At 71.1% G+C, this 17,264-nt stretch carries 16 protein-coding genes and 2 tRNA genes; 9 read left to right on the forward strand and 9 right to left on the reverse strand.

Annotated elements, in window-relative coordinates; genetic code table 11:
• The first annotated feature begins 10 nt into the window (after nucleotides 1-10).
• Both ACIBLC_RS07305 and ACIBLC_RS07310 read left to right on the forward strand, forming a co-directional pair.
• The gene (locus ACIBLC_RS07305; RefSeq protein WP_399209756.1) at nucleotides 11-958 is read left to right on the forward strand and encodes a D-2-hydroxyacid dehydrogenase; all 948 of its coding nucleotides are present in this window, start codon (nucleotides 11-13) and stop codon (nucleotides 956-958) included.
• 41 nt (nucleotides 959-999) lie between these two features.
• Nucleotides 1,000-2,403 carry an amidase gene (locus tag ACIBLC_RS07310; protein ID WP_399209757.1) on the forward strand — a complete coding sequence of 468 codons (1,404 nt, stop codon included), beginning with the start codon at nucleotides 1,000-1,002 and terminating at the stop codon, nucleotides 2,401-2,403.
• Here ACIBLC_RS07310 and ACIBLC_RS07315 read toward each other — a convergent pair.
• Nucleotides 2,400-2,918, reverse strand: a complete 519-nt coding sequence (locus tag ACIBLC_RS07315) for a DUF3830 family protein (RefSeq protein ID WP_399209758.1) — start codon at nucleotides 2,916-2,918, stop codon at nucleotides 2,400-2,402. The two genes, ACIBLC_RS07310 and ACIBLC_RS07315, sit on opposite strands and share 4 nt — an antisense overlap.
• Nucleotides 2,919-3,024: 106 nt before the next feature.
• Between ACIBLC_RS07315 and ehuB the strand changes: the two genes are divergently transcribed.
• The 6 genes from ehuB (at nucleotide 3,025) to ACIBLC_RS07345 (ending at nucleotide 7,384) form a co-directional block, all read left to right on the forward strand.
• On the forward strand, nucleotides 3,025-3,957 hold the full coding sequence (gene ehuB, locus ACIBLC_RS07320; RefSeq protein ID WP_399209760.1) for an ectoine/hydroxyectoine ABC transporter substrate-binding protein EhuB: 933 nt from the start codon (nucleotides 3,025-3,027) through the stop codon (nucleotides 3,955-3,957).
• The gene (gene ehuC / locus ACIBLC_RS07325) at nucleotides 3,954-4,673 is read left to right on the forward strand and encodes an ectoine/hydroxyectoine ABC transporter permease subunit EhuC (protein WP_399209761.1); all 720 of its coding nucleotides are present in this window, start codon (nucleotides 3,954-3,956) and stop codon (nucleotides 4,671-4,673) included. Before ehuB ends, ehuC begins: the two co-directional genes overlap by 4 nt.
• Nucleotides 4,670-5,356 carry an ectoine/hydroxyectoine ABC transporter permease subunit EhuD gene (ehuD, locus tag ACIBLC_RS07330; RefSeq protein WP_399209762.1) on the forward strand — a complete coding sequence of 229 codons (687 nt, stop codon included), beginning with the start codon at nucleotides 4,670-4,672 and terminating at the stop codon, nucleotides 5,354-5,356. Before ehuC ends, ehuD begins: the two co-directional genes overlap by 4 nt.
• A 97-nt stretch (nucleotides 5,357-5,453) precedes the next feature.
• A complete protein-coding gene (gene ehuA / locus ACIBLC_RS07335) occupies nucleotides 5,454-6,230 on the forward strand; it encodes an ectoine/hydroxyectoine ABC transporter ATP-binding protein EhuA (protein WP_399209899.1) in 777 nt (258 codons plus the stop codon).
• A 223-nt stretch (nucleotides 6,231-6,453) separates the two neighbouring features.
• Nucleotides 6,454-7,212, forward strand: a complete 759-nt coding sequence (locus tag ACIBLC_RS07340) for an IclR family transcriptional regulator (protein WP_399209763.1) — start codon at nucleotides 6,454-6,456, stop codon at nucleotides 7,210-7,212.
• Nucleotides 7,213-7,310: 98 nt separating this feature from the next.
• A tRNA-Lys gene (locus tag ACIBLC_RS07345) sits at nucleotides 7,311-7,384 on the forward strand.
• 79 nt (nucleotides 7,385-7,463) lie between these two features.
• On the opposite strand, the gene ACIBLC_RS07350 is transcribed toward ACIBLC_RS07345, so the two are convergent.
• The 8 genes from ACIBLC_RS07350 to ACIBLC_RS07385 all read right to left on the reverse strand — a co-directional run bounded on the left by ACIBLC_RS07350 (nucleotide 7,464) and on the right by ACIBLC_RS07385 (nucleotide 16,863).
• The gene (locus ACIBLC_RS07350; RefSeq protein ID WP_399209764.1) at nucleotides 7,464-8,774 is read right to left on the reverse strand and encodes a M18 family aminopeptidase; all 1,311 of its coding nucleotides are present in this window, start codon (nucleotides 8,772-8,774) and stop codon (nucleotides 7,464-7,466) included.
• A gap of 345 nt (nucleotides 8,775-9,119) precedes the next feature.
• On the reverse strand, nucleotides 9,120-9,764 hold the full coding sequence (locus tag ACIBLC_RS07355; RefSeq protein ID WP_399209765.1) for a response regulator: 645 nt from the start codon (nucleotides 9,762-9,764) through the stop codon (nucleotides 9,120-9,122).
• Nucleotides 9,758-10,948, reverse strand: a complete 1,191-nt coding sequence (locus tag ACIBLC_RS07360; protein WP_399209766.1) for a sensor histidine kinase — start codon at nucleotides 10,946-10,948, stop codon at nucleotides 9,758-9,760. Before ACIBLC_RS07360 ends, ACIBLC_RS07355 begins: the two co-directional genes overlap by 7 nt.
• 71 nt (nucleotides 10,949-11,019) lie before the next feature.
• The gene (locus ACIBLC_RS07365) at nucleotides 11,020-12,681 is read right to left on the reverse strand and encodes an AMP-binding protein (RefSeq protein ID WP_399209767.1); all 1,662 of its coding nucleotides are present in this window, start codon (nucleotides 12,679-12,681) and stop codon (nucleotides 11,020-11,022) included.
• A 76-nt stretch (nucleotides 12,682-12,757) separates the two neighbouring features.
• The gene (locus tag ACIBLC_RS07370) at nucleotides 12,758-13,225 is read right to left on the reverse strand and encodes a DUF3592 domain-containing protein (RefSeq protein WP_399209768.1); all 468 of its coding nucleotides are present in this window, start codon (nucleotides 13,223-13,225) and stop codon (nucleotides 12,758-12,760) included.
• A gap of 143 nt (nucleotides 13,226-13,368) precedes the next feature.
• Nucleotides 13,369-13,986 carry a lytic polysaccharide monooxygenase gene (locus tag ACIBLC_RS07375; protein ID WP_399209769.1) on the reverse strand — a complete coding sequence of 206 codons (618 nt, stop codon included), beginning with the start codon at nucleotides 13,984-13,986 and terminating at the stop codon, nucleotides 13,369-13,371.
• Between the two features lie 109 nt (nucleotides 13,987-14,095).
• On the reverse strand, nucleotides 14,096-15,280 hold the full coding sequence (locus tag ACIBLC_RS07380) for an SPFH domain-containing protein (RefSeq protein ID WP_399209770.1): 1,185 nt from the start codon (nucleotides 15,278-15,280) through the stop codon (nucleotides 14,096-14,098).
• 212 nt (nucleotides 15,281-15,492) lie between these two features.
• Nucleotides 15,493-16,863: a peptidoglycan-binding protein gene (locus tag ACIBLC_RS07385; RefSeq protein WP_399209771.1), complete on the reverse strand. Its 1,371-nt coding sequence runs from the start codon at nucleotides 16,861-16,863 to the stop codon at nucleotides 15,493-15,495.
• Between the two features lie 185 nt (nucleotides 16,864-17,048).
• Between ACIBLC_RS07385 and ACIBLC_RS07390 the strand changes: the two genes are divergently transcribed.
• A tRNA-Lys gene (locus tag ACIBLC_RS07390) sits at nucleotides 17,049-17,122 on the forward strand.
• The last annotated feature ends 142 nt before the right edge of the window (nucleotides 17,123-17,264 follow it).

Here is a 17,264-nt window from a genome sequence, read left to right on the forward strand (position 1 = left end):
TTTCCTGGCGATGCCCGGTACGACTCTGCTTGTCCTCGACGCCGAACCGCTCCCCCGTCTGGGCAGCCTCACCGGGCGGGTGCGGATCGAACACGCCGACGCGTCCACGCTGGCCGAGCGGCTGCCGCGCGCCGATGTGCTGCTCGTCTGGGACTTCACCTCGCACGCCGTGCGCGACGCCTGGCCCGGCGCGGGTCCGCGGCCGCGCTGGGTGCACACGGCGAGTGCGGGCGTGGACCATCTGATGTGCCCCGAACTCGCCCAGTCCGACGCGGTGGTGACGAACGCGCGCGGCGTCTTCGACCAGCCGATCGCGGAGTACGTCGCCGCGCTGGTCCTCGCGATGGCCAAGGACCTGCCGAGGACCTGGGACCTGCAACGGCGGCGGGAGTGGCGGCACCGGGAGTCGCAGCGGGTGGCGGGCACCCGCGCCTGCGTGGTCGGTTCGGGGCCGATCGGGCGGGCGATCGTCAAGTCCCTCAAGGGACTTGGCATCACGACGGCCCTGGTGGGACGCACCCCGCGCACCGGTGTCCACGGCCCCGAGGAACTGGACCGGCTGATGGCGCGCGCCGACTGGGTGGTGTCCGCGGCGCCGCTCACCGAGGCCACGCACGGCATGTTCGACGCGCGGCGCTTCGGGATGATGCAGCCGTCGGCGCGCTTCATCAACATCGGACGCGGGCAGCTCGTCGTCGAGGACGCGCTCGTCGAGGCGCTGTCCAAGCGGTGGATCGCCGGGGCCGCGCTGGATGTCTTCCAGCACGAACCGCTCGGCTCCGAAAGCCCGTTGTGGGAGGTCCCCGGGCTGATCGTGTCGCCGCACATGAGCGGGGACACCATCGGCTGGCGCGACGAACTCGGCAGGCAGTTCGTGGAGTTGTACGAGCGCTGGGAGGCGGGGAAGCCGCTGCCGAACGTCGTCGACAAACAGCGCGGGTACGTGCCCGGTCACTGAACTCCCGTCACCCACCATGTTGAACTCCCTTTGGAGGGCCGATGCCGGAACTCACCGAGCTGACCGCAGTGCAACTCCTGGACGGCTACCGCAAGGGCGGGTTCAGCCCCGTGGACGCGACCCGCGCGGCCCTCGACCGGGCCGAACGCGTCCAGCCCGCGGTGAACGCGTTCGTACGGCTCGACACGGACGAAGCCCTGGCACAGGCAGGTGAGTCGGCGGAGCGCTGGCGGCGCGGTGAGCCCGCGGGCCTGCTCGACGGTGTGCCGGTCACCGTCAAGGACATCATCCTGCTGCGCGGCGGCCCGACTCTGCGCGGCTCCAGGAACATTGATCCGCAGGGGAGTTGGGACGAGGACGCGCCGTCCGTCGCCCGGCTCCGCGAGCACGGCGCCGTGTTCCTCGGCAAGACGACGACACCCGAGTTCGGCTGGAAGGGCGTCACGGACTCCCCGCTCTCGGGTGTGACCCGCAATCCGTACGACGTCTCGCGCACCGCGGGCGGCTCAAGCGGCGGCAGCGCGGCAGCCGTGGCGCTCGGCGCGGGCCCGCTGTCCCTGGGCACCGACGGGGGCGGCAGTGTCCGTATCCCGGCCGCCTTCTGCGGGATCTTCGCGCTGAAGCCGACGTACGGGAGGGTGCCGCTGTATCCGGCGAGCGCCTTCGGGACGCTGGCGCATGTGGGGCCGATGACCCGGGACGCCGCCGACGCCGCGCTGATGATGGACGTGATCTGCGGGCCCGACGCGCGTGACTGGTCGGCGCTCGGGCCGGTGAACGGCTCCTTCACGGACACGCTGGAGGACGGGGTGCGCGGCCTGCGGGTCGCGTACTCGCCCACGCTCGGCGGGCAGGTCGCGGTCGGGCCGGCCGTCGCGGCGGCGGTCCGGCAGGCGGTGGAGAGGCTGGCGGGGCTCGGCGCCTACGTGTCCGAGGCCGACCCCGACTTCACCGATCCGGTGGACGCCTTCCACACGCTGTGGTTCTCCGGCGCGGCCCGCGTGACCCAGCACTTCGGGCCCCACCAGCGGGAGTTGCTCGACCCCGGACTCCGTGAGATCCGCGATCTCGGCGCCCGCCACAACGCGCTGGAGTACCTCGCCGCGGTGGACGCCCGCATGGAGCTGGGCCGGCGGATGGGCCTCTTCCACGAGTCGTACGACGTCCTGGTCACGCCGACGCTTCCGCTGACCGCGTTCGAGGCGGGCGCGGAGGTACCGAAGGGCTCGGGCCACCGTCGCTGGACGGGCTGGACCCCCTTCACCTACCCCTTCAACCTGACCCAGCAGCCCGCGGCGACGGTCCCGGTCGGCGTGGACGGCGACGGGCTCCCGGTGGGCCTCCAGATCGTGGCCGCCCGCCACCGGGACGACCTCGTCCTGCGGACGGCCCACGCGCTGTTCACGGCGGGCGCGGCCGGAGTGCCCGCGCCCCGGCTGCCCTAGAGCCTGCGGAAGCTGAGCGTCTCCCCCAGCGCGCCCGAGCGCCACAGGTCGTTGCAGGCCTCGGCCATCGCGTCGAGGCCCTCGGTCACCTGGCCCCACACAATGCCCGGCACCCAGCCGACGTCTCCGTTGAGGAGCAGGTTGTTGCGCTCGTAGAAGAGGGCGAGGTCGACGACGGTGGTGCCGGGGCGTACGTCGGCTTCGTAGCCGTACGACTTGGTGCCCAACTCCGTGCCCGCGAAGGCGAAATAGCAAAGGTCGCCGGGTATGGGAGTGACTGTCGGGTTCTCCAGGGGTGGTTCCGTGCGCGCGAAGGGCGGGAACAGGGCGTAGATCTCGTTGCGCGCGTACTTGGCGTGGTAGACGTCACCGCTCAGCGGGAGAGCGTCCCAGACCGCCGCGCAGGTGATCGGCGCACGGTCGTCGAGCAGTTTCGCGGTGCAGTGCACTCCCCGCTTGACCAGGGAGATCTCGATGTGACGGGCGGTATCACGGTCGGTGTCGCGGTCGGTCATGCGTTCCATGGTCCCGCCGCGGTCAAGGGGGCGTCGGGGGCGCAAGGGCCGTACGGGGCTCAAATCGATCCGCATGGCTCGCATCGCCTCGGGTAGCAGCGCCGCCATGGCTCCACCACTTGCGAATGACACGAAGGACGCGAAGGACGACGAGAAACGATGGCCGAGCCGGCGGACGCTGCTCGTCGGCGCATCGGCGCTCGGTACCGCCGGAGCACTGGGCGCTACGGGCTGCAGCAGGGTCGCCACGGCCTCCGGCACGGACGGCGGTGACCTGCTGGACCGGCTCAGGGCGCAGGGCGTCGTACGGCTGGGTATCGCCGGTGAGATCCCGTTCGGCTACATCGACACGGACGGTGAGCTGACCGGTGAGGCTCCGGAGCTCGCGAAGGTCATCTTCAAGCGGCTGGGAGTGGATCGCGTCCAGCCGGTTCCGATCGAGTTCGGCTCGCTCATCCCCGGGCTCCAGTCGCAGACCTTCGACGTGGTGTCCGCCGGGATGTACATCAACCCCGAGCGCTGTGCGCAGGTGATCTTCTCCGACCCGGACTACCAGATGCTCGACGCGTTCATCGTGCGCAAGGGCAATCCGAAGAACCTGCACAACTACAGGGACGTCGTCGAGGCCAGGGCCAAGTTCGCGACCGGGACCGGCTACGCCGAGATCCAGTACGCGGTGGAGGCCGGGTACGAGGAGAGCGACATCCTGATCGTGCAGGACCAGGTGGCCGGGCTGAACGCGGTCGAGGCCGGGCGCGCCGACGTCTTCGCGGGGACCGCGCTGACCACGCGTGAAGTGGTGAAGAAGTCCTCCAAGGCCGAGAGCACCGAGGCGTTCGCCCCGCTGGTGGGCGGCAAGCCGCACGTCGACGGCGGCGGCTTCGCGTTCCGGCCGGCCGAGACGAACCTGCGGGACGCCTTCAACGTGGAGCTGCGGAAGCTGAAGGACACCGGCGAGCTGTTCCGCATCCTTCGGCCCTTCGGTTTCACCAAGGCCGAGATGACCGGCATGACCGCGAAGGAGCTCTGCGGCGGATGACCTCAGGACTCTGGGAACTGGTACTCGAGGGAATCTGGGTCACCGTCCAACTGCTGTTCTTCAGCGCCCTGCTGGCCGGTGCCGTCTCCTTCGTCGTGGGCATCGCGCGCGCCCACCGGCTGTGGGTCGTCCGCTTCCTCGCGGGCTTCTACACCGAGGTGTTCCGCGGCACCTCCGCGCTGATCATGATCTTCTGGGTGTACTTCGTGCTGCCGCTCGCCTTCGGCTGGCAGCTGGTGCCGATGTGGGCGGGCACGCTCGCGCTGGGACTGACGTACGGCGCGTACGGCAGCGAGATCGTGCGCGGCGCCCTGAACGCGGTCGACCCGGCGCAGCGCGAGGGCGGTATCGCGCTCAGTTTCACGCCCTGGCAGCGGCTGCGGCTGATCCTGCTGCCGCAGGCGATACCCGAGATGATCCCCTCCTTCTGCAACCTGCTGATCGAGCTGCTCAAGGGCACCGCCCTGGTCTCGGTCATGGGGATGGGCGACCTGGCGTTCAGCGGCAACCTGGTGCGGCTGGCGTTGCAGGAGAGCGCGGAGATCTACACGTACGTCCTGCTGATCTATTTCGTGATCGCCTTCCTCCTCACGCGGCTCATGCGCGGTCTGGAGAAACGGCTGAAGGCCGGGGTCGGAAAGGCACCGGAGCGTGGTGTGTCCCGGCGTGAGCCGCGCCGGGCGGAGACCACCGGAGTCGGCGGAGGTGCCGTATGACCTGGGACTGGAGCGCTGTCGGCGACTTCATGCCGCACTTCTGGGACGGGCTGCTGGTCACCCTCCAGGCGACGGCCCTCGGCTCGGTGATCTCCTTCGCGCTCGGGCTCGTGTGGGCGCTGCTGATGCGGACGCCGAGCATGGAGGTCCCCCCGCGCGAGCGAAGCCGGGCGTGGGGGATGGTGCGCCGGCCGGTCGGTGTCGTCACGGAGTTCATCCGGAACACCCCGCTGCTGGTGCAGTTGTTCTTCCTCTTCTACGTACTGCCCGAGTGGGGCATCACGTTCTCCGCGCTGACCACCGGTGTGGTCGCGATCGGGCTGCACTACTCGACGTACACGATGCAGGTCTACCGGGCCGGTATCGAGGCGGTGCCGGCCGGCCAGTGGGAGGCGGCCACGGCGCTCAGCCTGCCCCGGACGCGCACCTGGACCGCGGTGATCCTGCCGCAGGCCATCCGGCGGGTGGTGCCGGCGCTGGGCAACTACGTCATCTCGATGCTCAAGGACACCCCGCTGCTGATGGCGATCACCGTGCTGGACATGCTCGGTGAGGCGCGGCTCTTCTCGCAGCAGCACTTCCAGTTCACCGAGCCCCTGACGGTCATCGGGGTGGCCTTCATCCTCATCTCCTATCCGGCCTCCCTCCTCCTGCGAGCATTGGAGCGACGTCTTGTCCGCTGACGCTGTGGCAATTCCCGAAAATCCCGAGATCCCCGCGAACCCCACGATCCTCGAGATCCCCACGACGACGGAGAACCCCGAGAGGCTCGACGACCGCGTGGTGCCCGAGAAGCCCGAGAACCTCACGGAGTCGCTTCCCACGGAGCTGATCCGCTTCGAGAAGGTGACCAAGCGTTTCGGGGACAACACCGTCCTCGACGGGCTCGACTTCTCCGTCCGGACGGGCAGGCACGTCACCCTGATCGGGCCCTCGGGATCCGGCAAGACGACGATCCTGCGGATGCTGATGACGCTGGCCCAGCCCGACGAGGGCACGATCACGGTGGCCGGGGAGCGGCTCTTCCCGGCCGGGGAGAAGGAGATCCGCGAGGTCCGCAAGAAGATCGGGATGGTCTTCCAGCAGTTCAACCTGTTCCCGAACATGAAGGTGCTCAGGAACATCATGGAGGCGCCCGTCACCGTCCTCGGCATGTCCAGGGACGAGGCCGAGGCGCGTGCCCGCGAACTGCTCGACCTGGTCGGTCTCGCCGACAAGTGCGACGCCTATCCGAGCCAGTTGTCCGGCGGCCAGCAGCAGCGGGTCGCGATCGCCCGGGCGCTGGCGATGCGGCCGCAGGTGCTGCTCCTGGACGAGGTGACCTCCGCGCTCGACCCCGAACTGGTCGCGGGCGTCCTCGACGTCCTCAGCGACATCGCCCACACCACGGACATCACGATGCTCTGTGTGACCCACGAGATGAATTTCGCCCGGGACATCTCGGACCAGGTGCTGATGTTCGATTCCGGCCGCGTGATCGAGTCCGGCTCACCGGAGAAGATCTTCACCGATCCCAGCCAGGAAAGGACCCGGGAATTCCTCAGCGCGGTCCTGTGATTGCGGGGAGTGAGCACGGCGCACTCGGGAAGGCCTGAGGTCCGGATCGTGGGGCATGCCTTGCGCGCCATGAGCTTGGCATATGCCGGTGTGGCGCGTTCTTGCCGAGGGGCACGGGACGCGCCACCGATCTCATCAACGGAACCGCACAGCAGGCACGTTGACGGCTATCGTGGTGAAAGCTCAGCTGTCCGAAAAACGGCCCAGAAGCCAGGGGGAGACCGTGGCGCTGAAGCACGAGCCGACCGCGCCGTACCACTCGCCCCAGGACGCACTCCGCGTGCTGGAGACGGTGTCACAGCACTCCTCCGGCGTCCTCGACGCCGAGATCGGCCGCCGTACCGGACTCGACACGGACCGCCTGGCCACGCTGCTGCGGATGCTGCGCCGCGAGGGGTACGTGGAGCAGGGCGCCGACGGTGCGTACGTCAGCGGCGCCGCCCTGCGCCGTCTCACCTCCGCCGGTGAGCGCGACCAGGCGCTGCGGGAGAAGGTCCAGCAGACCATCGACCGGCTGCGCGACACGGTCGGCGCCGCGATCTACCTCAGCCGGTACGTCGACGGTGAGATCCACATCTCCCAGTACGCCGACGGCCCGGCGACCCCCGCGGTCAACGAATGGGTCGACTTCCGTTCCTCCGCGCACGCCACCGCGATCGGCAAGAGCCTGCTCGGCCAGCTCGACCACGACGGCCGCCGCGACCATCTCTCCCGCCACAGGATGGCCCGCCTCACCTCGCGCACCATCACGAACGAACGGCTGCTGCTGTCCCGGCTCGGCGCCCAGCCGCCGACGGTCCCGGTCCTGGACCTCCAGGAGTACGCGATCGGCACGGTCTGCGCGGCGGTCCCGATCACGGCCGGCTCCCTGGTCGGCTGCCTCGCCCTGTCCCTCCCCGTCGAGCACGCGCACCGGCTGCGCCGAGCGGCGGACTCGCTGAACCGCGGGGCGGCTCCCGTGCTCCTTTCCATGGCCCTGTAGGGCGGCGTACAGCGGTCGGAGCGTGGTCGGGAGCACCCGCGCGGACCAGGTAGTATTTCTTTTGTCGCAGCCCGCCGAGTGCGGGAGGCGAGAGTCATGCGCCGCTAGCTCAGTTGGTTAGAGCAGCTGACTCTTAATCAGCGGGTCCGGGGTTCGAGTCCCTGGCGGCGCACAACTGATGAAGGCCCTCCACGATGTGGGGGGCCTTTCACGCATGTACGGCACCCGCCGGGTTCACACGGGTGGCGGGCTCAGCCCGCCGTGACGAACTCCGTGAGCGCCCGGGTGAGCAGCCCCGGGTCCCGCGCCCCGCACAGTTCGCGCGCCGAGTGCATCGACAGTCCCGGTACGCCCACGTCGACGGTGGCGACGCCGAGGCGGGCCGCGGTGATCGGGCCGATCGAGGTCCCGCACGGAATGGCGTTGTTGGAGACGAAGGGCTGCCACGGCACTCCGGCCCGTTCACAGGCGGCGGCGAACGCGGCGACTCCGGTGCCGTCGGTGGCGTACCGCTGGTTGACGTTGACCTTGATGACGGGGCCGCCGTTGGGAAGGGGCCGGTGGTCGGGGTCGTGGCGCTCGGCGTAGTTGGGGTGGACGGCGTGCGACATGTCGGAGGAGACGCAGAAGGCGCCCGCGAGGGCCCGGTTCCCGTCCTCGGCGCTGCCGCCGCGGGCCGCTACACCACGGCTCAGCACCCGTTCCAGGAGCGGCCCCTGGGCGCCGGACTCCGAGCCGCTGCCGACCTCCTCGTGGTCGAAGGCGGCGAGTACGGGAATGTGCGCGGGCGGCCGGGAGGTGGCGGCGGTGACCAGGGCGGTGACACCCGCGTGCACGGAGATCAGGTTGTCCAGGCGCGGGGAGACGACGAACTCCTCGTCCGCGCCGAGGTATCCGGGCGGCTGAATGTCGTGCAGCATCAGGTCCCAGCCGAGGACCTCGGAGCCGTCGGCGTCGGCCTCCGCGGCCACCCGGCCGAGCAGGGCGCCCGGTTCGCCTGCGCCGAGTCCCCACAGGGGGGTCATGTGGCGCTGCGGGTCCAGGGCGACGCCCTCGTTGACGGTCCGGTCCAGGTGGATGGCGAGCTGTGCCACCCGCAGCAGCGGCTTGTCGACGCGGACCAGCCGGGTCGACCCGTCGCGCAGCGCCAGCCGCCCCGAGACGCCGAGGTCGCGGTCGAGCCAGGTGTTGAGCGGTACCCCGCCGTAGATCTCGACGGCGACCTGCCGCCAGCCCGCCGAGCCGGTGTCGGGCGAGGGCTTGACCCGCAGGTTCGGCGAGTCGGTGTGCGCGCCGATGATCCGGAACGGCGTGTGGGCGGGGGCGCCGCGCGGGACGTACCAGGCGATCAGCGCGCCACCCCGTACGACATAGCGGCCGCCCTCGGCACCGGTCCAGTCGTCCGTCTCGCGCAGCTCCTCGAAGCCCGCCTTCTCCAGCCGCTGGGCGGCACTCGCCACCGCGTGGTACGGCGAGGGACTGGCCCTGACGAAGGTGAGCAGGTCGTCGCTGTGACGGCGGTCGTACTCGGGCTCGTGCGCGGGGTCATGCGTGGGGGACATGGGTGCCTTTCGGGTGGTGTTGAGGGTGATCACTACAGGCAGGCACATGACAACCGCCTATGCGGAAGCGCCCGGCGCCGACGCGGTTGTCCGGTGCATCCTCCCCCCGTTCGCCCATGGGGATTCCTCCGGGTGCGCGGGAGTCGGCCGGCCGCACGGACAGGCCGGTGGGCACTGGTCCGCTGGGGGGTGTCGTTCGGATCGGCCCGGATCAGGCCGCGGCGTCCGGTGCGGTGCGTCGCAAGGCGGAGCGTCATCCGCGTACCGGGCGTACTCAGTGAAGCGACAACGCGGCGAGGTGCCGTGCCAGGCGTCGCGGACCCGGGCCGATCCGGACGACACCCCCTAGCCCCGGAGATAGGCCAGTACCGCCAGTACCCGGCGGTGGGTGTGCTGGGCGGGGGGCAGGTCCAGCTTTCCCAGGATGTTGCCGATGTGCTTGCCCACGGCGGCCTCGGTGACGACCAGTTCGCGGGCGATCGCGCTGTTGGACCTCCCCTCGGCGACCAGGCCGAGGACCTCGCGCTCGCGCGGAGTGAGCGCCTGAAGCGGATCGCGCCGGCGGCGCAGCAACTGCCGTACGACCTCGGGGTCCACGACCGTGCCGCCCTCGGCGACCCGCCGCACCGCCTGGGCGAACTGTTCGACCTGGCCGACGCGGTCCTTGAGGAGATAGCCGACGCCGGTGCCGTCCCCGGTGTCGAGGAGTTCGGCGGCGTACGCGCGCTGGACGTACTGGCTGAGGACGAGCACGGGAAGCCGTGGGTTCGCCTCGCGCAGCGCGAGGGCCGCGCGCAGGCCCTCGTCCTGGAAGCCGGGTGGCATGCGTACGTCGGTGATGACGAGGTCGGGGTGGTGCGCGGAGGCGGCGTCGCGCAGGGCGTCCGCGTCACCGACCGCCGCGAGGACCTCGTGCCCGAACCGGTTCAGCAGTCCCACGAGCCCCTCGCGCAGCAGCACACTGTCCTCGGCGAGCACGACTCTCAGCAAGGGATCTCCATGGTCAGGACGGTCGGCCCACCGGGCGGGCTGTCGAGGGCCAGTGTTCCATCGAGCACGGCGAGGCGGTCGGCGAGTCCGGTGAGCCCGGAGCCGGATCCGGGCTCGGCTCCCCCGCGTCCGTCGTCCCGCACCTCGATCCTCAACCGGCCTTCCCGGTAACGCCCTTGTATCCGGGCCCGCCCCGCCCCGCTGTGCCTGCCCACGTTGGTGAGCGCCTCCCGCACGGCGAAGTACGCGGCGGACTCCACGGGTTCGGCGAACCTCGGCAGCTCCACGTCCACCTCCACGGGCACGGCGGAACGGTCGGCGGCGTCGGCGATCGCGTCCCCGAGGCCGTAGTCGGCGAGCACCTGCGGATGGATACCGTTGATCAACTCCCTCAGCTCGACCAGGACTTGGTCCGCCTCGGCGTGGGCCTCCGCGAGTTGTTCCGCCAACGCGGGCGGCGCGTCGAGCCGGGCAAGACCCAGCCTCATGCCCAGCGCCACCAGCCGCTGCTGCGCCCCGTCATGCAGATCCCGCTCGATCCGCCGCCGCTCGGCATCGAACGCCGCCACCAGGCGGGCCCGCGACCTCGTCACGTCGGCGAGCCGCTGCTCGGCCGGGCGCGGCGCGAGGAGCAGCCGGGTGAGGGCGGCGCGGGCACGGGCGTACCGCACGAGCGGCCGGCGGAGCAGGAGGACGAGGACGATCCCGCCGGCCGCGCACAGGAACGCCTGCCCGTACGTGTCGACCACCCACAGCTTGGCGGTCCGGGTCTCGCCGCCGGTGAGCGCGAGTTGCAGCGGCGTCCCGATCAGGGCGCCTGGGATCCCGAGGGCGCAGGTCAGCACCACCGCGTCCAGCGGCCACAGCACGACGGCGAGCAGGACGGCGTACGCCAGTTCGCGCCAGGTCGCCTGCTCGGTGAACCGGAGCCTGGCCCAGGCGGCGAGGCCGGGTTCCTCCGGCGTGCGGTGCGGCGCGGGTACCGGCGCCGGGTCGAGGAGCCGCAGCCGCCACCGCTCCAGCATCCCGACGGGTACGCCGGTCAGCGCGAGCAGGGCCAGCAGCGGCAGCCCGACGAGTACGGGGGTCAGCACGGCCCCGGCGATGCCGAGCAGCAGCATCCCGACGAGCAGCGGGGCGCCGGCCAGGACGCCGCCGACGAGGTACCGCACCGAACGGATCATGGGCTCACGGTAGGCGGCGCCGGACGCCCGGGACCATACGCGCAGCGGGTGCACCGGGGGTGGGGCGGGCCCTACCTCGTCAGCAACTCCTCGCGCCCGCGCGCCCGGTACTCGGCGACCAGCTCCTCGATCTCCGGCTCCGCCAGCGGCCGGTACGCGGACTCCCCCGGCGGCCGCCACCACACCGGGTCAGCACATCTGAAGCCCTCGCGCCGCAGCCCCACCCGGTGGACCTTGTTCGTCGCCGTGACGGGCATCCGCTCCACGATCCGGACGAAGCGGGGGGCCATCTTGGTCCCCAGGTCGGGCTGGGACAGCAGGAACTCACCGAAGGCGAGCGGATCGAACCCGGCTCCCTCACGGAGTGCGACGGCCGCCATGACCTGGTCGCCCGCGACCGCGTCCGGCACGGCGTAGACGGCCACGGCGGCGGCGCCCTCGTAGCGGGCGAGGATGTTCTCGATGACGGCGGCGGCGAGGTTCTCGCTGTCGACGCGCAGCCGGTCGTCGGTGCGGCCCGCGAAGTACAGGTATCCGTCGGCGTCGCGGTAGAAGAGGTCGCCTGTCCAGTACCAGCCGTCGCGCTGCCGGGCGGCATCCGCGTCCGGGTTGCGCCAGTACCCCTCGAAGGGGTTGGCGCCCCGGTTCACCAACTCCCCTATCGCGTCGGCTCCGTTGAGGAGTCGTCCGTCCCCGGCGAAGACGGCGGCCGGGCACTCGTGCCGTGTCACCGGGTCGACCACGGCCAGGTCGTCGCCGGGCGCCGCCCGTCCGATCGCCCCGGCCGGGGTCCCGGACGTGCGCTGGATCGCCGCGCCGCCCTCCGAGGAACCGTACCCCTCCACGAGCCGCACCCCGAAGCGCCGTTCGAAGGCGGCCGCGTCGACGGCGCCCGCCTCGGTCCCGAAGCCCGTCCGCAGCGGATTGTCGCGGTCGTCGGGGCGGGCCGGGGTCGCCAGGATGTACTGCACGGCGCGTCCCACGTAGGTGAAGTACGTCGCCCGGCAGGCCCGTACGTCCGCGAGGAATCCGGAGGCCGAGAAGCGCCGCCGCAGCGCCACCCCCGCGCCCGCCGCCAGCGCGGGCGCCCAGTCGGCGACCACCGCGTTGCCGTGGAACATCGGCATGCAGATGTAGTGCGTGTCCTCCCGGCGCACCCCGAAGTGGTCCACCAGCGACTGGCCCGCGGCGGCCAGCCTGCCCTGGGTGCAGATCGCGGCCTTGGGGGCGCCGGTCGAGCCGGAGGTGAAGTAGAGGAGCAGCCGGTGCTCCGGGGTCGCCGTCGAGGCGTCGGGCTTCGTGCCCCCGTAGGGCGTGAGGAGGTCGGCGTAGGCGTCCGTGTCGGTCACCAGCACGCGTACGCCCGGGAGCCGGAGGCCGTCGAGCAGGGGCAGGTGGGCCCGCTCGGTGATCAGGACGCGGCACTCGGTGTGCAGGATGTCGCGGGCCAGTTCGGGGCCGCGCCGGGTCGGGTTGATGCCGGCGACGGCGGCACCGGCGAGTGCGGCGGCGCTCAGCCACATGGGGTACTCGGGGGTGTTGTCGAGCAGCACGCCGAGGTGCGGCGGGTCGGTCTTCGGCGGCAGCAGGTCGGCGAGCAGTGCCGCCCGGGCCGCGGCGCCCGCCGCCACCCGGTGATGGCTCAGGACCTGACCCTCGAACCACAGCCCCGGCCGGTGGTCGTTCCACCGTTCCTGTACGAGCTCCGCGACGGTACGCCTAGTGGATCCCATGAGGGCGCACCATAATTGACGTACCGTCAGATGGGGAGACTCGCGGGTGCGGAGTCTCGCGGCGGCCGGACAGGTCTCAGGGCATGCCCGCGAAGGGATCCTCGGAGACGGCCGTGTGGAAGGTGACCATGAAGCCGACGCAGACGGCGGCGACCACTCCGAGGAGGACCAGGACGCCGACCGTGCCCGCGGCGGCCTTGACCGGGCTCGGCGCGTGGGCGGTGGCCTTCTCGGGGCGCTCGGCCGCGTAGTGCACGGTGACGAGATCGCCCTCCACGACCGTCGAGGGGCCGTTGCTCTCGTCGAAGCGGACCGCCCGTCCCCCGCTCGTCCGGAACTCGTAGACGTGGTGCAGGGTGGTGGACACGGAAGTGTCGCCACCGCCGCCGCTGGTCGTGGTGTACGAGCGCAGACAGCGCGCCTCGGCGGTCAGTCCGCTGTTCCAGGCGCGCCGCAGCTCCGCCGAGCGGCGGACGATCCTGACCGCCATGAGGGCGGCCATGGCGATGATCAGCCCTGGTACGGCGTAGAAGAACACGTCCATCGCGATCCCCGGCTCTCGTGCGTTCCTCGCACGCCGGCACGGTCATACCGGCGTGCGGGGAACCTACCCGCCGGGGAAGGGTGTGCGGCTCAAGGGAGCCTCAGAGAACGAGGCTCCCTTCAGGACGGTCCCGCCCGGCACGTCTAGAACGTGACGTCCGAGCAGGAGTAGAACGCGTTCGCCGTGTCGGCGATCGTCCATACCGCGACGATCACGTGGTGTCCGGTCCTGCCAGTGGGGATCGTGCCACTGTGCGAGATCGTGGACGGCGGGCGCGCGTTGTTGTAAGGGACGGTGAGGAACGGCGTGGTGTTCAGGTCCGAGCGCGCGAGCGCGTGGTTCTGATTCCAGCCCTGCTTGGTCAGGTAGTACTTGAAGTCGGTCGTGGCGTGCGAGGCGGTGAACTGCCAGCGGAAGTTGTAGCTGGCACCGCCGGTGACCCTGGTCGTCGGCCAGGCGCCGCCCGAGGGAGTCGTCGGGCTGTTGAGCTGCCCGAATTCGGTGTGGTTCGCCGAGCAGATCTGGCCGTCGGCCGCTCCGCCCGCGGGGAAGCCCTTGGGGCCCTCCACGCTCTGGGGCTCCCACTGGATGTTGCCGCAGTTGGTCACCGTGCCGTTCTGGCACATCTTCTGACGGCTGAGGGGCAGGTCGGTGTAGCCGTGACCACTGGCACCGCCGCTGGAGAGCACGAGCGCTCCCGTCGTGGCGAGGCCGACCATGCCCGCGTACATCTTCGCTTTCCTGGTCGCACGTATGCGCATCCTGCCGCTCCTGAGGACGTGGGGGAGGTTCACATGAGCTGTGCGCGCGATATTGCAGGTCTAGACCAAGTCCCAGATTATTGCCCGTTGTTGAACATGTCCATACCAATCAGGTGGACGATTCTCTGCGGCCCGTGTAAAACGCCACCGTCAAGTCCTTGACCAGCGCCTTGCGTTCGTAGTCGTCGAGTTCGACGAGCCCCCGCACCGTCAGCCGGGTCACCGTGTCCTCCACCGAGTCGACGACGGAGGTGAGCACGGTGTCGCGGTGCTGGGCGTCGAGCGCGGCGATCCGGCGGCGCTGCATCACGGCGGCGACCTCGGGCGCGTACTCGATCCTCGTCGGCTGCGCCGAGAACACCTCCAGGCCGACCGGCGCCGTGTCCGCGGCCACCAGCCGGGTCAGCGCCTCGCCGACCGCCTCGGTGTTGCGCAGGGTCGCGTCCTTGACGACGGCGGGCGGCAGTTCGGCCGGGAGCCGCGAGAGCACCCGGGAGAGCGCCGCCTCCACGCACTCGCGCAGATACGTCTCGTGGTCCTCCACCCCGAGCGTGGCGCGCGCGGTGTCCCTGATCCGCCAGACGACGAGCACGACCACCCGCAGCGCGACCCCGTTCGCGTCGACCACGGCCATCGGCTCGCTCCGCCAGTGCCGCAGCCGGACGTCGACCCGGCGGCGCAGCACCAGCGGGTTGACCCACATGAGTCCGGTGCGCCGCACCGTGCCGCGGTAGCGCCCGAACAGTCCGAGCACCCAGGCCCGCCCGGTCCGGCCCCGGGCGAGACCGCCGAAGCCGAACAGCCCCAGCGCGCCCGCCCCCGCGTACGCCGCCCACTGCGCCGGTCCGAGCCCGGCGCCGCCGTGCCCGGGAAGCTCGAGCGCCTGTACCACCGGCGACGGCAGGGTGCCCGCCCACCACGAGGTGAGGACACATCCGGCCAGCCCACAGGCCCCGGCCAGCACTCCCGCCGCTCCGGGCAGCACTCGTGCGGGGCGCTCCACCAGTTCGGGGTCGATCTCCGGCACCGGGCGCGGCGCCCTGCCGGGCAGCGGACGCCGGATGCGCGGCTGCTCCCCCGTGCCGCGCCGCCGCCCCACGACGGCGGGCGCGAGCGGGACGGACACCGGCTCGGGATCGTCCCTGAACAGCAGGTGGACGGGAATCTCGGTGGTCGCCTCGTTGCGGATGAGCCGGGTTGCGCGCGTGCCGCCGCCCTCCGGTGGCGACTGCGGCCCGGCCGCCCGGGAGGACGGCCCTTCGGACTCCGGGGTGTGTGACGTCGTCGTACTCATACGAGCCTCCATGCCTCCGCGCGTGGAAGTGTGATCAAGGGGTGCGTGCGCCGGACCGTGCGCCAGTCCGTGTGCCGGCGCCTCCGCGGGCCGCGAGTCGCAGGTCGCAGGTCGCAGGTCGCAGGTCGCGGATCCATGCGTCCGTGCCTGCATGCGCCCATACGTCCGTGCGCCCGTGCGCCCGTGCGCCCGTGCGTCCGTGCGTCCGTGCGTCAGGAGAAGAGCCGCCGCCAGGTCTCCGGTCCCGGGTAGCCGTCGGCCGCCCCGCCTCGCCAGCCCTGCGCCCGCTGGAACGCCTCGACGTTGCGCCGGTCCGCCTCGCCCCAGCTCGGCCCCGGGCCCGACGTGTAGTACTTGCCGAACCCTTTCTTGAGCAAACGCTTTCCCAGCTCGGTGACATGGGCGTTGGCCGCCCCTGGGCGGAACATCCCGCGCCCCGGATAGCCGGGCGCCTGGGGCGCGGGGGAGCCCGGGCCGTGGGCCGGCGGCGGGCCGGGGTTGCCCGCCGGGGGGATGTCCCTGCCGGTCCTGTTCACCAGGTACGACCAAGTCAGCGGCCCCGGCAGTCCGTCCGCGGCCGCCCCCGTCCAGCCCTGCGCCCGCTGGAACGCCTGGGTGGCCCGCTGGTCCGCGGTCGACCAGCGGGGGCCGGGACCCGAGGTGTAGAAGCGGCCCGCGCCGCGCTCCACGAGGAGCCGGCCGAGCTGGGTGACGTACTTGTTGTTCGCGCCGGGCCCGAAGTACGCGGCCCCCGGGTAGCGGTTCACCGGCTGCGGCTCCGCCGGCTCGGCTCCTCCCGCGCTCTCCTCCAGTCCCTTGTAGCGGTACGCCAGATAGCGGTCCGAGTTGCTCCAGTACGCGTACGGAGTGGTCCTTTTCCGGGCGTGCGGGGGCGCCGCCTCGTAAGCGACGTAATAGGTGTGCGTGTAGTCGGTCCAGCCGCCGAAAACAACGACGTGCGAGCCCTTCTCCGGGTTCGCCGGATTGTGGAAGAGCAGAATGTCGCCGGGCTGAAGCTGTTCGCGGGTAATGCGCACGCTGACGGTGTCGAGACTGCCGGTCCATTCGTTGCCCGGAAGGTTCCAGGCCATCGAGACGAAGCCGGAGCAGTCCTGCCGGTAGCCGTCCGACCAGTACGCGCTCATGCTGTACGGCACTTCCGCGTCGACCCAGACCTTGGCCCGGTCGATGATCTCGGCCCGGGTGGTCACGGGCGCCTTGGACACGGTGCCGGGCTTTCCGGCGGTGGACGGCCTGCCCGCCGGGCCGTGCAGCGGGGCCTTGCCGCCCTGGGGGGTGTCGGGTCCGTCGTCAGCCGCGGCGACGCCCGGCCGGGCGGCTCCGTGGGCGGCCGCGACCGCCGTCATCGGCGGACCGGCGCCGAGGACGGTGCCCGCCGCCGCGGCCAGGACGAAGGCCCTGCGGGCCCCCGTACCGCCCAGCGGACCGCGGGCCGGGGAAAGGCAAGAGGGACGGGAAGAGGAAGGAGAGGATGAATAGGGCATGATGCGTCGCCATTGCGCGCATCCGGGGCAGTCGCAGTCACTCACGGCATCGAATTCCTCGAATACCGGAGCCTTCATGCGATTCCCCTCACACTCCAGGTCGAAATCTCCGCGCTTCTGCACAGGCGCCAGTTTCTCAACTGTCGTCCGGTGTCGCATGTTGACGGTCCGAATGATGTACAAGGCCAGGTCCGGGCGCCGCGCGCGGTGCGCGGGCGGTCCGGGGCACCCTGCCCGGCGGGGTAGAGTTCTCGGGTCAGCGCGCGCCGCTAGCTCAGTTGGTTAGAGCAGCTGACTCTTAATCAGCGGGTCCGGGGTTCGAGTCCCTGGCGGCGCACCGACCGGAGGACTCCTCGCCGTGGCGAGGAGTCCTCCGTCATATGCCACAACAAATCCTTGGTCGCACACACGTCCCAAATAGCGCGTATGACCGGTTAACACCGCGTTTCGCATCTTGCGATCATGATGTAAGCCGTAGA

Origin of the sequence: Streptomyces sp. NPDC050535, assembly GCF_044457665.1 — a bacterium.
In the GTDB taxonomy this organism is placed as follows: domain Bacteria; phylum Actinomycetota; class Actinomycetes; order Streptomycetales; family Streptomycetaceae; genus Streptomyces.

Excerpts from the sequence above, each read along its gene's own strand:
- ACIBLC_RS07305 (WP_399209756.1), top strand. The coding sequence starts at position 11 with ATGCCCGGTACGACTCTGCTTGTCCTCGACGCCGAACCGCTCCCCCGT.
- ACIBLC_RS07310 (WP_399209757.1), top strand. The coding sequence starts at position 1,000 with ATGCCGGAACTCACCGAGCTGACCGCAGTGCAACTCCTGGACGGCTAC.
- ACIBLC_RS07315 (WP_399209758.1), bottom strand. The coding sequence starts at position 2,918 with ATGACCGACCGCGACACCGACCGTGATACCGCCCGTCACATCGAGATC.
- ehuB (WP_399209760.1), top strand. The coding sequence starts at position 3,025 with ATGGCTCCACCACTTGCGAATGACACGAAGGACGCGAAGGACGACGAG.
- ehuC (WP_399209761.1), top strand. The coding sequence starts at position 3,954 with ATGACCTCAGGACTCTGGGAACTGGTACTCGAGGGAATCTGGGTCACC.
- ehuD (WP_399209762.1), top strand. The coding sequence starts at position 4,670 with ATGACCTGGGACTGGAGCGCTGTCGGCGACTTCATGCCGCACTTCTGG.
- ACIBLC_RS07350 (WP_399209764.1), bottom strand. The coding sequence starts at position 8,774 with ATGTCCCCCACGCATGACCCCGCGCACGAGCCCGAGTACGACCGCCGT.
- ACIBLC_RS07360 (WP_399209766.1), bottom strand. The coding sequence starts at position 10,948 with ATGATCCGTTCGGTGCGGTACCTCGTCGGCGGCGTCCTGGCCGGCGCC.
- ACIBLC_RS07365 (WP_399209767.1), bottom strand. The coding sequence starts at position 12,681 with ATGGGATCCACTAGGCGTACCGTCGCGGAGCTCGTACAGGAACGGTGG.
- ACIBLC_RS07370 (WP_399209768.1), bottom strand. The coding sequence starts at position 13,225 with ATGGACGTGTTCTTCTACGCCGTACCAGGGCTGATCATCGCCATGGCC.
- ACIBLC_RS07375 (WP_399209769.1), bottom strand. The coding sequence starts at position 13,986 with ATGCGCATACGTGCGACCAGGAAAGCGAAGATGTACGCGGGCATGGTC.
- ACIBLC_RS07380 (WP_399209770.1), bottom strand. The coding sequence starts at position 15,280 with ATGAGTACGACGACGTCACACACCCCGGAGTCCGAAGGGCCGTCCTCC.
- ACIBLC_RS07385 (WP_399209771.1), bottom strand. The coding sequence starts at position 16,863 with ATGAAGGCTCCGGTATTCGAGGAATTCGATGCCGTGAGTGACTGCGAC.